Raw genomic sequence first — 13049 nt, 5'->3', positions numbered from 1 at the left:
TACTATGACGTCGAACGGGCAGGATGGATATCGACAGCAGAGAAGAATTTTCCTGGCGCCGGAGTGCGGGGGCCGCCTCAGTGCCAGCAGCCGTTCAGCCGACGGCGGCGATGCCGCCTGTCTGGTTGCGTCCCGGCCTTTCGGCCCGCCGGACCGGGTCCTACAGTGTGGTGCATGGCCGGGATTAGGGTGCGCCTCATGGGGCCGCCGTCGATCGAGTGCCCAGCCGGTGACGGGAGGCAGCCCCGTGGCCGGAAGGGTTGGGGGCTGCTCACCTATCTGCTGCTGCACCGCATTCCCACTCCGCGCGGCCAGCTGGCCGCGATGCTGTTTCCCGATGCCGGGGATCCGCTCGGGGCGCTGCGCTGGCACCTGTCGGATCTGCGCCGCGTGCTGGGCCCGGGCTCGGTGCTGCAGGGCGACCCGCTGATCCTGCGGCTGCCGCCGTCGTCGTCCTGCGACGCCGATACCGCCGCACCTTGGTCAGCGGACACCGCGTCCGCCGAACTCCTTGAGCGGCTGGAGTTCGCTGACTGCCCCGGCTTCGATACCTGGCTGACCGTGGAACGTCACCGGCTGCGGCACTTCGTTGAAACAGCGGCCTACGAAAAGGGGTTGGCTGCCCTCGCCGACGGCGATACCGGCAGTGCCGTGAAGTTCGCCGGGCAGGCCGTTCGCCTGGACCCGCTGAACGGTGACTTCCATGCCCTGCTTGTCCGCGCCCTCCTGGCCGTCGGGGACCGCAGCGGAGCCCGGGACCAGGCCGCCCGGTGCACCCGCCTTTTTGCCGAACACCTTGGCCTGGGCATGCCCGCTGAAGTCCAGCAGGCCCTGGCCGCCCCGGATGTCAGGATCAGTGCCCTGCCGGCCACCGCCGTCGCGGTCAGGTCCTATCTGGAAGCGGCCGCGTCCTGCCTCGCCGCCGGTGCCGCCACGCCCGCGTTGGCGCACCTGCGGGTGGCCGGCGGCCTGGCCGAACGGACCCGGAACCGCCAGCTGCAGGCCGAGGCACTTCTGGCCCTGGCGGGAGCCCTGATCCACGGTGCCGGCGGCCGCGGCGCCGAGGTCGCCGACCTGCTGCACCGCGTGGTGTCCCTCTCCGGGCCGGACGGCAGTCCTGCCGTGCAGGCTGCCGCGTACCGGGAACTGGGATTCCTCGCCGTGCAGCGCGGCTTCCCGGCGAGCGGGATTCGCTGGCTGGCCCGGGCGTTGGCGTTGGCGTCGGCGGCCGGACTGGCGGACGAAACGGCCAGGGTGTTGGGCGTCCGCGGAATGCTGGCCACCGATACCGCTGACTATCCCGCGGCCGCCGAAGCGCTGGCCACATCGACGGGCCTGAGTACCGACGGCGGCAACCTCCGGCAGGCGGCGTTCGCCCGTGCCATGCTGGGCCGGCTATACCTGCTGACCGGGCAGCACGGCACCGCCGCTGAGGAACTGGACGCGTCCCTGATGCTCCTCGCGAGTGAGCACTGGACCGCGTTCCGACCGCTGGTGGAGGCCCTGAGAAGCGAGGCATATCTGCTTTCCGGCGCTTCGGTGGAAGCGGCGGAGCTGGCCGACCACGCGGTCGCGCTGGCCGAGGCGTTCGGGGACCGCTGTTATCTGGACTCGGCGTTCCAGGCCAAGGCCCGGGTCCTGCTGGCTGCCGGCGACCGGGCTGCTGCGGGAGAGTGGATCCGCCGCGGGCTGCGCCCCGACCCCTGGTACCGCTGGTTCCGGGGACGGAACCTGGAATTCGCCTGCACGGTTGCGCTGCATTCGGATCCCCCGCTGGCACTCGTGTACGCACGGGAGCTCAGCGAGTTGTCCAGCCGCTACGGGCACGACGAGCTCACCGTCCGGGCCTATTCCTTCCGGGCGGCGCTGGGGGACTCGGCCGTGGAAACGGCTATTCCGCTGCTGGCCGCCCGCATCACCAATCCCCGGCTGCGGGCTGACCTTGCCGGCCTTGCACACGGCACCGCACACGCCGGGATCGGACACTGACGGGGTCAGGCAGCACAAGGGGCGCAATGCAAGCCCCTCAAACGCAAGGACGTGAGGATCATGACGGACACACAAACCAGCCCCGACCGGGAACTGAAGGCGAAGCTCCGGGCGGTATGGGCGCTCGGGAACTATCCGGCCGTGGCCAGCGAGATCATTCCCGGCCTGGGACCGGTGCTGGTGGAGGCCTGCGGTGTTACGGACCGGGATGAGGTCTTGGACATCGCGGCGGGTACGGGCAACGCAGCAATTCCGGCGGCGGAGACCGGCGCCGCCGTGACAGCCTCGGACCTGACACCGGAACTCCTAGAATCGGGCAAACGGATAGCGCAGTCCCGGGGTGCGTACCTGAACTGGGTGGTGGCCGACGCCGAATCGCTTCCGTTCGCGGACGGCTCCTTCGACGCGGTGATCTCCTGCGTCGGAGTGATGTTCGCTCCGCACCACGGGCCGGCGGCGTCGGAAATGGTGCGTGTGTGCCGGCCCGGCGGAAGGATCGGGCTGATCAACTGGACCCCGGAAGGATTCATCGGGCGCATGTTCGCCGCCATGAAGCCGTACGCGCCGCCTCCGCCTCCCGGAGCGGAGCCGCCGCCGTTGTGGGGAAACCCCGAGCATGTGGAGTCTCTCCTGGCGGGCAAGGTGCGGAATTTCACCGCCGAACGCCGGACCCTTCGTGTTGACCGGTTCGCGACGCCGGAGGAATTCCTGGGCTTTTTCAAAGCGAACTACGGTCCCACCATCGCCGTGTACAAATCGCTCGGGGACAGCCCGGACCGCGCTGCAGCACTGGATCAGGAACTGCTGGAACTGGCGAGCCGGTTCAGCGCCGGCACGGGCAACACGGCCATGGACTGGGAGTACTGGCTGGTCACGGCGCGGCGCGCCTAGGGGAGTGGCCCAGGAGAGTAGGCCCAGGAGAGTAGGCCCAGGAGAGTAGGCCCAGGCGAGTGGGCCGGGCCCGGCCCGGTCAGTTCGGCTCCGCGCACCCGGAAGTCCCGCCGCGCACAGCGTCCCACTGAGTGAGGCGTATGTGACTGGAGGGTTCATTTTCTCCCCATGCGTCACAAACCTCGGGATCCTGTGGGAATCAGCCGCACCTTGTGTACAGCTGATGCTGCCTGCGGGCGATCCAGACAGCATCAGCTGTACACAAGCGGAACGGACCGGCGTCCGTCGTGAGGCATGGATGCTGCCGGAGAGTCGGCCCGGGAATCCGGAATTCGGTCAGCCGCTTGTCTATCAAGCCGCCGTTTGTGGGTGTAGGACGGTTTCCGTGCGAGCCTGGCCCTCCGGGCCGGGGAACCCGCCCCGGGGGACCCCCTTCTCAACGCTAGTTGACATAATGTAGATTATCGGCGTTATTAACGGGGTGCCGGAAGTGGCGTAAACCACAGATATTCCCCAATCGTCCATCCGGCCCCGATTACCCGCTAATCCCCCGTTTTCGCCGCATTTTCCGGACATTACCAGCGTCCGTCGTTTTCCGCGCAGGCTCCGGCGCCGTGGATGCTGTCCCGTACTGAAAGGCCGCCAACGGCTGGGGGCCCCAAAACCGGCTGACCAGGTCCGACGGTTTCCGTCCCCTTGGCGCCCGATGCGCCGCCGCGTACTCAGTTGACATAACGTCCTACGGGAACCCGGTTGGGTGATCTGCACGGCTTTACATAACCGCCGCTCGGCTCCTGCCCTGCCCGGGAAACCGCGTGACCTGGTCACGCGCCTTTCAGCCGGCGCCAGCCGCGCAAGGCGTAGCTTCCCGGGTTGACATAATGCCCCGATCAGCTGCTCGGCCGGGACTGCGCGGATTGACATAACCGGCTGCTCAACGCTGCCCTGCCGTGCCCTGCAGGGTGACCTGGCCCCGGCCGGCCCGGGCATGAAAGCGGGAATACAAAGTTCCGACGGGACGTTGATCACTTTCCTGCCGTATTTCGTCATCCGTGGCCCGCCACGCCTGTACGGTTTGGTGCAGCGACTTTCGTTGCCCTATATGATCTACGCTTCACCCCCCACAATCAGGAGATAAGCACAAGAAAATGGCTACCGATTACGATGCCCCGCGCGTCAAGGAAGAAGACCAGCACACAGACTCCCTCGAGGGTCTGAAAGCTCAGCAGCGTGGCGGAGCGATGACAGCAGTCATCGATGTCGAAGAGTCAGACGCCATTGACGGTTTTGACCTTCCGGGTGCGGATCTTTCCGGCGAGGAACTGCTCATCAAGGTGGTTCCCCCGCAGGCAGACGAGTTCACCTGCATGTCCTGCTTCCTCGTACGCCACCGTTCGCAGATTGCCCGCGAAAAAAACGGCGAGGCCTACTGCGTGGACTGCGAGGGCTAGTCACTCCCCGAGCCGCCCAGCCGGGTTCCGCCAGACGGCGGACCCGGCTGTTTGTCTTTAACGGCCGGACCCGCGCCGTAGACTCTGCGCATGCCTACTTCCCTTCCCCCGTCCGCCCTGCCGCTTACCCCTGCGGACCGGGCACTCGTGGACCTGGCCCGGTGCACCATTGACGCTGCCACCGACGCCGGGCCCGACGAAGACGGCATCCACACCATGGGCGCGGCGGTCCGCACGGCCGACGGCGGCATGCACGCGGGTGTGAACCTCTATCACTTCACCGGCGGTCCCTGCGCCGAACTTGTTGCCCTGGGCGCGGCACGGGCGGCCGGAGCCGCCGAGCCCACCTGCATTGTCGCCGTCGGCAACCATGGCCGCGGTGTCCAAAGCCCGTGCGGCCGGGACCGGCAGATCCTTGCCGACTACTACCCCGGGATCCGCGTGATCCTGCCGACGCCGGAGGGCCCGGTCAGCATTTCCGCGGGAGACCTGCTGCCACTGGGATTCGTCCCGCCTGCGACATAACCGCCGGATGCGGGCCGCTCCCCTGCTGCGTGCCTGGACGCAGGCCGACGCTCCGTCCCTCCATGCGGCGTTCGCCGCCGATCCTGGGCTCGAGCACCAGCTGGGCTGCCGGCTCGACGACGTCGGACAGGCCGCCCGGTATCTCCAGACCGCCCGGGTCTCCTATTGGCTCGCTCCGTCCGCGCGGGGACATTCCCTGGCCTCCCGCGGCGTCGCGGCCGCAGCAGCCTGGGCCCTCGGCGACGGCGGCCATATCCGCCTCGAGCTGGGACACCGGACCAACAACCCCGCATCCTGCCGGGTGGCGCTGAACGCCGGGTTCCGGCCGGAGGGTATCGAACGGTCGAAACTGCGCTACGGCAAGGACCGCTTCGACGTGGAAACCCATGCGCGGCTTGCCTCCGATCCGGTGCCTGGCATCAGTGCGCTGCCGCTTCAATCCCCCGGCCCCTCCACGTCCTGAACCACTTCATTGCGGCGCAGGAACCACGGCCGGAACGGCGGGTCGAACCGCGCGAAGCGCGGACCGCCCAGAGGGGAGAACCCTTCGGCAGATACTGCAGCCAGCAGGGTATGGAGATGGCTTTGGTAGTTGGCTTCGCTCCAGCGGCCGGAAAACGCCGCAGCAACCGCCGTCTGACCCGGCACCGAAACAATGCTGACGGCCGGATCCTCAGGTACCGGGGCGGCGGCAGCAGTCAGCTCCGCGGGCAGGACGAAGGCCACGCAGAAGGCACCCGGAATCGGGCTTGGCTCCAGCAGGACCGGAGCCGTCATCGCCAGGATCTGTCCGTCGGTACCGGACGGCGCCTGTTCCGGCGGGAGCAGGAACGAGTTCCTCCCGCTGATGTACGCGTAGAGGTGCCGGAAGCCGGCATTGCCCGCCACCTGGAAGCCTGCGTTCACGGTGACCTGGGCCACGAGGTGCGCGGGGTAATGGCGCAACTCGAAACCCGGATACCGCCCCAGGACGCTGTACGTCTGCTGCTCGGTCATGGTGCCCACGACGTTACGCCGCCCTGGCTGCGCGCGAACACCGTAGCGGCCACTAGGATGAAGCGGTGCCCACAGATTCCACCGCCCTGCTGCGCGACCTGGTCCTGCCGATGCTTGAGCAGGAGCTCGTGCCGATAGTCCAACTGGGGCACCCCGCCCTCCGCCGTGAGGCGCTGCCCTTCGACGGCGAACTGGACGCCGCCGAACTGGACGCTCTCGTTGCGCTCATGCGCCGGGTCATGCATGCCGCCCCCGGCGTGGGACTGGCTGCACCCCAACTGGGTATTCCGCTCCAGATCGCGGTGCTGGAAGACACCTTCGACGCCGGTGCCGAAGCCTCCGCCCTCCGGGAGCGGGTTCCCCTGCCGTTCTTCACCATCATCAATCCCCGGTACGAAGCCGACGGAGACGAGACCGCCGCGTTCTTCGAAGGCTGCCTGTCCTTCGAGGGCTACCAAGGCGTGGTCCGCCGGCCCCGTTCCGTGGTGCTGGACTACACCGACCTGCAGTCCCGGCAGCGCATGGAGCGCTTCAGCGGCTGGCAGGCGCGGATAGTCCAGCATGAAACGGACCATCTCTTCGGAACCGTGTACGTGGACAAGATGCTTCCCCGGTCCCTGTGCAGCAACGCCGAATACGCCCGCCGCTGGGCCGCACCGGGTATCGGCGAGGCCCAGCGGATACTGGGTTTCTAGGCTAGGCAGGTTCTAGGCTAGGCAGGTTCTAGGCTAGGCAGGTTCTAGGCACGCGCAGGCTCCGGCGTGCGGGCCTGCTCCGGGGCCGGGTTCTGCGGCGTCGGCAGCCAGCGGGCCCACCATGCGAGCAGATGCTCGAAGCGGCGCCGCCGGTGCCACGGCGTGCCGCTGCGTGAAAGCTCGTGGTTTTCGCCCGGGAAGAGCAGCAGCTCGGTAGGCACCGACCGCAGCTTTAAGGCGGTGTAATACCGCTGGGCCTGCTCCACCGGACAGCGCAGGTCCTCTTCGGAATGGACCACGAACGTGGGGGTGCGGACGGAGTCCACGCACGCCATCGGGCTCTGCGCCTGCACGGCGGCCGGATCCGTGCCGGTGTAGCCGGCGCTGAAGAACCAGCCGATGTCCGCGGAGCCGACAAAGGACAGGGGATCCAGGAAGCCGCGTTCCACCACGGCGGCAGTGAACCGGTGGTCGTGCGCGATGGTCCATGCCGTGAGATAGCCGCCGTAGGATCCGCCCATGATACCCAGCCGGCTTCCGTCCAGTTCCGGATGCGCGGCCAGCGCACCGTCCACGAACGCCAGCACGTCGGCCAGGTCCAGGGTGCCCATGGCTTCCTTGATGCTTCGGCCGTGCGCCTGCCCGTAGCCGGCTGACCCGCGGGGGTTGCACATCAGCACCGCGTAACCGGCGTTGGTGTAGACCTGTGTCTCGTCGAAATAGCCCCAGCCGTACTGGGCGAACGGACCGCCGTGGATGTTCAGCAGCACCGGGTGCGGGCCGGGCCCCTCGGGCAGCGCCAGCCAGCCGTGCACGGGATAGCCGCCCCCGGAGGGATGGGTTTCCTCCACCGGCAGCGCCACTGCGGTTTCCCGGCGCAGCGCGTCGGAGAAGTCCGTGATGGGGCGGAGGCCGCCGGCGTCGACGACGGCGAGGTCGCCGGCCGTCCGCGGGTCGGTGTAGCCGACCACCACTGTGCCGCCCGCGGACCCGGCCGTTTCCACGACCCGGGGCCCCGCCACCAGGACTTCCACGCGTCCGCGCGGATCCACGGCCAGGAGTTCACCTGCCCCGCGCGTCCGGCGAAAGACCAGCACCTCGGCGTCGTGGTGCGGCACCACGGTACCCTCTGCGAGGTCAGTGCTCTCCGGATCCGTCAGTCGGCGCACTGCCGTTGGATCCGCTGCCGGGGCCGCATACAGTGCGGTGTTCCGGGCGACGAAATCGGTGCCGGTGACGGAAACCTCCTGGCCCAGATAGAACAGCCAGTGCCCGTTGGTGCTCTCCACCGGGTCCGAAACCGTCAGCGGGTTGCCGGCGTCGTGGTTGGTAAGCCGGGTCAGGCCGGTGCCGTCGGGGTGGATGCTGAAGACATCGGACACCAGGGACGCATCCAGATCCGGGGAGGACGTGAACAGGATCCGGCCGCCGTCCGCCGTGAACACCGGCTGCAGATGGTCTGCTGCGTCGGAAGTCAGCTGGACGGCCTCGGGCAGGCCCTTTCCGGACTCGCCGCCGTCGTTGGCCCGGCCCCGCGGCTCGATGTGCGGCTCGACGTCGAGGTCCGGCAAGAGCAAGTGGAAGATCTGCACGGGCTTGTCGCCGGTGTAGCCCACCCCGTTCATCCGGTATTTGAAGGTGGTGATGAGCCGGGGATCCTCAGCGGCGGAACCCACGCCGTCCGTGGTTCCGTACCGGCCTTCCTCCGGTACGCGGGCGGAAAACACCACGCTGCGGCCGTCCGGCGAGAAATTGAACCAGGATACGCCCAGCAATGCGTCAGTCAGCCGGACGGGCTCCCCGCTGCCGGCACCGAGGATGAACAGCTGGGCCGGCTCCCCCGGTGCCGCACGCAGGAACCCGAGGCTGGAACCGTCGGGACTGTACTTCGGCGACGTGTCCCGGAAACCGCGGGTGAGCCGGCGCGGCCGGCCTCCCTGCGTCAGGGGAACCCGCCACAGCTGCCCGGTATAGGCATCGGCGGTGAAGTCCGGCCGGGTCACTGAGACCACGCAGTGCAGGGCATCGGGATGGACGGCCGGAGCGGACAGGGAATTCAGGAGAGGCAGGTCACATGGTTTCACGCTCCGAAGCCTAATGTCCGCGGCCGCCGGGGCCAACCGCCGCCTTAGGATGGACTCATGCCTTCCCTGCCGCTGCTGGTCTGTCCCGTCTGTGGCAGCAGCCTCGAACCCGATTCGGGCAACCGTTCCCTCAGCTGCGCTGCCGGCCATCGATATGATGCGGCCAAGCAGGGCTACTTCAATCTCCTCACAGGCGGCGGCACCAAGTTCCAGGCCGACACTGCCGCCATGGTGCAGGCCCGCACGGACTTCCTCGCGGCCGGGCACTACCAACCCATGGCGGCCGAGCTGGCACGCCTCGTATCGGCAGCAGCACCTCACGCAGGAGCGGTTCTCGACGCCGGCGCCGGCACGGGCTACTACCTCGCCGAGGTGCTTCGGCCGCTTCCCGGGGCCGCCGCGGTGGCACTGGACATTTCCAAGTACGCGCTGCGCCGTGCGGCCCGTGCGCTGCCGGGAAGCTACGCACTGGTGTGGGACGTCTGGCGGCGGCTACCGCTGCGGGATGCCTCCGTGGATGTGGTCCTGAACGTCTTCGCGCCGAGGAACCCGTCCGAATTCCGCCGTGTCCTGGCTCCTGGCGGCATCCTGGCAGTGGTGACTCCGCAGCCTGGGCACCTGCAGGAAATCAGGGCAGGCGCGGCGATGCTGGGTATCGCCGCCGAAAAGGAAGAACGGGTCAGCGCGTCCCTGTCGCCCGGTTTCTCTCCCGTGCAGACCGCACAGTGCACGTACTCCATGCAGCTGGGCAAAGCGGACGTTCGAAACGCCGTGATGATGGGTCCCTCCGCCCGGCACCTGGAGCCGTCTGCCCTTGAACAGACCCTGGCCGGCCTGCCCGACCCCGTCGAGGTGACTGCGTCCTTCACCCTGCAGATCTTCCGCGCGGACTGAGCACGGACGCACAAAACGTTATCCTTCCGCCGCCCGTAGCCCTAGGTCTGCGGCACGGTCTCGGGCAGAATGTACTAAACGCCCGGTAACCGACGCCGCGCGCTACCGGCGCCAAAGGCGGGGGAACAACCAGGACAAGCGGAACTGTCCGGAAGATAAGGGGAAAACGGATGCAGGATGTCTTCGAATGGATGCTCAGCTACGGCTGGGCCCTCTGGTTGGTGCTTTTCCTCGGATTCGCCGCCGTGGAGGCCCTTACCCTGGACCTGTTCTTCGGCATGCTCGCCGTGGGCGCCCTGGCCGCTATGCTGGCGTCGTTCTTCGCCGCCCCGCTCTTCCTGCAGGTGGTGGTGTTCGCGGTGGTCTCCGTACTCATGATCGGCGTAGTCCGTCCGGTCGCCCTGAAGCACCTGCAGAAGGGCGACAAGGACCAGTTGTCCAATATCGACCGGATAATAGGCGCGCCTGCGCTGACGCTGGAATCCGTGACGGGTTCCTCCGGAACGGTGAAAATCGGCGGCGACACGTGGACTGCCCGCAGCGTTGACGGATCCCCGCTTCCCGCGGGCGTCGAGGTCAGCGTCGCACGCATCGAGGGTGCCACCGCCCTGGTCCAGGCTGCGGGAACGGAAACAAAAGCGGCATCCTGAAGAACCGGCGGCAAAGCCGCCAAACCGAATGCGGGCATTTCCGGAAGGGATCCCGCTGAACCAAACCGCGGGAGCCGGCCCGGCACCCGCGGAACGCAAGGGGGAACATGAGTGGAACAGCAGTCCTAGTAATTCTCGCCGTCCTGGTGATCTTTGTACTGGTCATCCTGGTCAAGGCGGTCAAGATCGTCCCGCAGGCCCGGGCAGGCGTGGTGGAACGGCTTGGCAAGTACCAGCGCACATTGAATCCCGGCCTGACCATCCTGGTTCCTTTTGTGGACCGGATGCTGCCCCTGCTGGACCTGCGTGAGCAGGTAGTGTCTTTCCCTCCGCAGCAGGTCATCACCGAGGACTCCCTCGTGGTTTCCATCGATACCGTGGTCTACTTCCAGGTCACCGACGCCCGGGCAGCCACCTATGAGATCGCGAACTACATCCAGGCAGTGGAACAGCTGACCACCACCACGCTCCGCAACGTGGTGGGCGGCCTCAACCTGGAAGAGGCGCTGACCTCCCGTGACCAGATCAACGGCCAGCTGCGCGGCGTCCTGGACGACGCCACCGGCCGCTGGGGCATCCGGGTCTCCCGGGTGGAGCTCAAGGCCATTGAACCGCCCCTGTCGATCCAGGATTCCATGGAGAAGCAGATGCGGGCCGAGCGGGAACGGCGCGCAACCATCCTGACGGCCGAAGGCACCAAGCAGTCGCAGATCCTCACCGCCGAAGGCCGCCGGCAGGCCGCCATCCTCGCTGCCGAGGGTGACGCCAAAGCCGCGATCCTCCGGGCCGACGGCGAGGCCCAGGCCATCGCCAAGGTCTTCGATGCCATCCACAAGGGCAATCCGGACCAGAAGCTCCTGGCCTACCAGTACCTGCAGACCCTGCCGAAGCTGGCCGAAGGCACGTCCAACAAACTGTGGATCATTCCCAGCGAGCTCGGCGAAGCCCTCAAGGGTGTCGGCAGCGCACTGGGCGACTTTGTGCCGGACGCGGCCATGCACTCATCCAACGGGAGCACCCCGGCCCAGGCCGCCGGCCCTGCAGCCGGAGCCTAGCCCCTCCGCTCCCCCTGTTAGCCGATTCCCGTTCGGTGCCGGTATAATCGGTTGTTTGCCGGACAATAGCTGCGGCACCGAACGGGACCGCCGACGGGAACAGCTGCGGCGTCGTCGGCGTTGTATTGGCTGTGACGGCCAGCCTTAGGCACCCTGCCGGTCCGCCTCCGGGCGGCAGGCGGGTACGGCACCGGCATAACAAGGGATCCGCCAGCGGATCCAGCGGATTGAAGAGGGAGAAAAGATGAGCGATCGTAGCCTGCGGGGTATGCGCCTGGGCGCGCAGAGCATGGAGACTGAATCCGGTGTGGAGCCGGCTCCCCGCCAGCGGGTGGAATACCGCTGTGAGGACGGCGAGCGTGTTTTCGTAACTTTCGCTGCCGAAGCGGACGTTCCTCCGGTCTGGATCTCCAAGACCGGCAAGGAAGCGCTTCTGGTGGACGGCGAGAAGCCGGACACCAGCAACGACAAGCCGGTGCGGACGCACTGGGACATGCTGCTGGAACGACGCAGCATCGAGGAACTTGAAACGATCCTCCAGGACCGCCTGACGATCCTGCGCGAACGCCGCGGAGAGCGCACCAGCGCCTAGATCCCTGCGGTGCCCTGGTCCGGTGAACGGACAAGGGCGCTTAGAGACAAAAAAGCGGGGCGGCTGCCAAACGGCAGCTGCCCCGCTTTTTCTTTTCGGCTCAGCCGCGTCCGGTGAGCTTCCGCCAGCGGGCGGTCAGACCCCAGCGGGTCACATTGGCCATTGCCTCAACGACAATGTTGCCGCTCATCTTGGAGTCACCGAGTTCGCGTTCGACGAAGGTGATCGGCACCTCGGTGATCTTCAGGCCCAGGCGTGCCACGCGGAAGGTCATGTCCACCTGGAAGCCGTAGCCGACGGACTCGACGGCGCCCAGGTCCAGCTGCTCCAGCGTGCCGCGGCGGAAGGCCCGGTAGCCTGCGGTGATGTCCCGGACAGGGATGCCCAGCATGAACCGCGAGTAGGTGCTGCCGGCGCGGGAAAGCAGCTTTCGGTGGAACGGCCAGTTGACCACCGATCCCCCGGTGACCCAGCGGGAACCGATGACGAGGTCGGCACCTGCCTTGGAGGCTTCAAGCAGGCGGGGCAGCTCCTCCGGGCGGTGCGAACCGTCGGCGTCCATTTCGACCAGGATGTCGTAGCCGCGTTCCAGGCCCCATCGGAAGCCGGCAATGTACGCAGCTCCGAGCCCTTCCTTGCCCTTGCGGTGCAGCACATGCACCTTCGGATCGTTGGCAGCGGCTTCGTCGGCGTAGCCGCCGGTGCCGTCCGGGCTGTTATCGTCCGCGATCAGTACATCCGAATCTGGAACTGCGTCCCGCAGCCGCTTCAGTGTGATGGGGAGCGACTCGATCTCGTTGTAAGTGGGGATGATAGTCAGGACACGCACTCAGTAAGCCTTTCAGCGGACGCACGCCGCGTTGTTCGCGGCAGGGACGGGGTTACTCCCCCGGCAGACTATCCAGTATATGGGAGTACGCGGCCCCTCGGGTCAGCGCCTTGCAGCCCGGGACAGCGCAACCGGGCGGATCCAGCCGTCTTCGGGCCAGTACCGGCGAACTGCCGGCCCTGTTTTCTACTGACGGTTGAATCCACCCGGTTGTGTAATGCTGGACCCGGTAACCGTCACCCGCGGAGCAGCTGCTCCGGTGCGCGTAGTACAGGCCATGGCAGTACGGGCCGGCCGAAGGCATCCGAAGCGCAGCCTGGAAAGAGCTCCAGGACAGCGCTCGGCATACCTCAAAAGGCCGGACCCGACTACGGTCCTCATAGACTACGTGCTGGCTA

At 67.3% G+C, this 13049-nt stretch carries 13 protein-coding genes; 10 read left to right on the top strand and 3 right to left on the bottom strand.

The annotated features are described in order from the left end of the window. Positions 1-174: 174 nt before the first annotated feature. The 5 genes from N2L00_RS08620 (at position 175) to N2L00_RS08600 (ending at position 5319) form a co-directional block, all read left to right on the top strand. Entirely contained in the window at positions 175-1989 is a 1815-nt protein-coding gene (locus tag N2L00_RS08620) for a BTAD domain-containing putative transcriptional regulator (protein ID WP_255862982.1), read from the top strand. Positions 1990-2049: 60 nt separating this feature from the next. Beyond that, positions 2050-2880, top strand: coding sequence for a class I SAM-dependent methyltransferase (locus N2L00_RS08615; protein WP_255862983.1), 831 nt, complete (start codon positions 2050-2052; stop codon positions 2878-2880). A 1148-nt stretch (positions 2881-4028) separates the two neighbouring features. Further along, complete coding sequence (locus N2L00_RS08610) at positions 4029-4331, top strand: DUF4193 domain-containing protein (protein ID WP_227911407.1); 303 nt, start codon at positions 4029-4031, stop codon at positions 4329-4331. 90 nt (positions 4332-4421) lie between these two features. Then, the gene (locus tag N2L00_RS08605) at positions 4422-4856 is read left to right on the top strand and encodes a cytidine deaminase (protein WP_255766254.1); all 435 of its coding nucleotides are present in this window, start codon (positions 4422-4424) and stop codon (positions 4854-4856) included. A 7-nt stretch (positions 4857-4863) separates the two neighbouring features. After that, a complete protein-coding gene (locus tag N2L00_RS08600; RefSeq protein ID WP_255862984.1) occupies positions 4864-5319 on the top strand; it encodes a GNAT family N-acetyltransferase in 456 nt (151 codons plus the stop codon). Here N2L00_RS08600 and N2L00_RS08595 read toward each other — a convergent pair. Next, on the bottom strand, positions 5292-5852 hold the full coding sequence (locus N2L00_RS08595; protein ID WP_255862985.1) for a heme-binding protein: 561 nt from the start codon (positions 5850-5852) through the stop codon (positions 5292-5294). The genes N2L00_RS08600 and N2L00_RS08595 overlap by 28 nt on opposite strands. 65 nt (positions 5853-5917) lie before the next feature. Here N2L00_RS08595 and N2L00_RS08590 point away from each other — a divergent pair, with 65 nt between their 5' ends. Continuing rightward, a complete protein-coding gene (locus N2L00_RS08590; RefSeq protein WP_308219730.1) occupies positions 5918-6547 on the top strand; it encodes a peptide deformylase in 630 nt (209 codons plus the stop codon). A gap of 44 nt (positions 6548-6591) precedes the next feature. On the opposite strand, the gene N2L00_RS08585 is transcribed toward N2L00_RS08590, so the two are convergent. Further along, positions 6592-8631, bottom strand: coding sequence for a S9 family peptidase (locus N2L00_RS08585; protein WP_255862986.1), 2040 nt, complete (start codon positions 8629-8631; stop codon positions 6592-6594). 57 nt (positions 8632-8688) lie between these two features. Here N2L00_RS08585 and N2L00_RS08580 point away from each other — a divergent pair, with 57 nt between their 5' ends. The 4 genes from N2L00_RS08580 to N2L00_RS08565 all read left to right on the top strand — a co-directional run bounded on the left by N2L00_RS08580 (position 8689) and on the right by N2L00_RS08565 (position 11822). Beyond that, on the top strand, positions 8689-9525 hold the full coding sequence (locus N2L00_RS08580) for a putative RNA methyltransferase (protein WP_255862987.1): 837 nt from the start codon (positions 8689-8691) through the stop codon (positions 9523-9525). Positions 9526-9695: 170 nt separating this feature from the next. After that, entirely contained in the window at positions 9696-10175 is a 480-nt protein-coding gene (locus N2L00_RS08575; RefSeq protein WP_255862988.1) for an NfeD family protein, read from the top strand. A 107-nt stretch (positions 10176-10282) separates the two neighbouring features. Then, on the top strand, positions 10283-11230 hold the full coding sequence (locus N2L00_RS08570; RefSeq protein WP_255766248.1) for an SPFH domain-containing protein: 948 nt from the start codon (positions 10283-10285) through the stop codon (positions 11228-11230). Positions 11231-11474: 244 nt separating this feature from the next. Next, positions 11475-11822, top strand: coding sequence for an RNA polymerase-binding protein RbpA (locus N2L00_RS08565; protein WP_227921562.1), 348 nt, complete (start codon positions 11475-11477; stop codon positions 11820-11822). 100 nt (positions 11823-11922) lie between these two features. On the opposite strand, the gene N2L00_RS08560 is transcribed toward N2L00_RS08565, so the two are convergent. After that, complete coding sequence (locus N2L00_RS08560) at positions 11923-12651, bottom strand: polyprenol monophosphomannose synthase (protein ID WP_227921564.1); 729 nt, start codon at positions 12649-12651, stop codon at positions 11923-11925. Positions 12652-13049: the final 398 nt, after the last annotated feature.

Source organism: Arthrobacter sp. zg-Y1171, assembly GCF_025244845.1.
GTDB lineage: Bacteria > Actinomycetota > Actinomycetes > Actinomycetales > Micrococcaceae > Arthrobacter_B.
The sequence above is the reverse complement of the archived record's forward strand: the minus strand, read 5'-3'. Positions and strand labels throughout refer to the sequence as shown.

What these genes read in the sequence shown, in the direction of transcription:
- N2L00_RS08610 (WP_227911407.1), top strand. Translation starts at nt 4,029, where the DNA reads ATGGCTACCGATTACGATGCCCCGCGCGTCAAGGAAGAAGACCAGCAC.
- N2L00_RS08595 (WP_255862985.1), bottom strand. Translation starts at nt 5,852, where the DNA reads ATGACCGAGCAGCAGACGTACAGCGTCCTGGGGCGGTATCCGGGTTTC.
- N2L00_RS08565 (WP_227921562.1), top strand. Translation starts at nt 11,475, where the DNA reads ATGAGCGATCGTAGCCTGCGGGGTATGCGCCTGGGCGCGCAGAGCATG.
- N2L00_RS08615 (WP_255862983.1), top strand. Translation starts at nt 2,050, where the DNA reads ATGACGGACACACAAACCAGCCCCGACCGGGAACTGAAGGCGAAGCTC.
- N2L00_RS08605 (WP_255766254.1), top strand. Translation starts at nt 4,422, where the DNA reads ATGCCTACTTCCCTTCCCCCGTCCGCCCTGCCGCTTACCCCTGCGGAC.
- N2L00_RS08620 (WP_255862982.1), top strand. Translation starts at nt 175, where the DNA reads ATGGCCGGGATTAGGGTGCGCCTCATGGGGCCGCCGTCGATCGAGTGC.
- N2L00_RS08600 (WP_255862984.1), top strand. Translation starts at nt 4,864, where the DNA reads ATGCGGGCCGCTCCCCTGCTGCGTGCCTGGACGCAGGCCGACGCTCCG.
- N2L00_RS08570 (WP_255766248.1), top strand. Translation starts at nt 10,283, where the DNA reads ATGAGTGGAACAGCAGTCCTAGTAATTCTCGCCGTCCTGGTGATCTTT.
- N2L00_RS08580 (WP_255862987.1), top strand. Translation starts at nt 8,689, where the DNA reads ATGCCTTCCCTGCCGCTGCTGGTCTGTCCCGTCTGTGGCAGCAGCCTC.
- N2L00_RS08575 (WP_255862988.1), top strand. Translation starts at nt 9,696, where the DNA reads ATGCAGGATGTCTTCGAATGGATGCTCAGCTACGGCTGGGCCCTCTGG.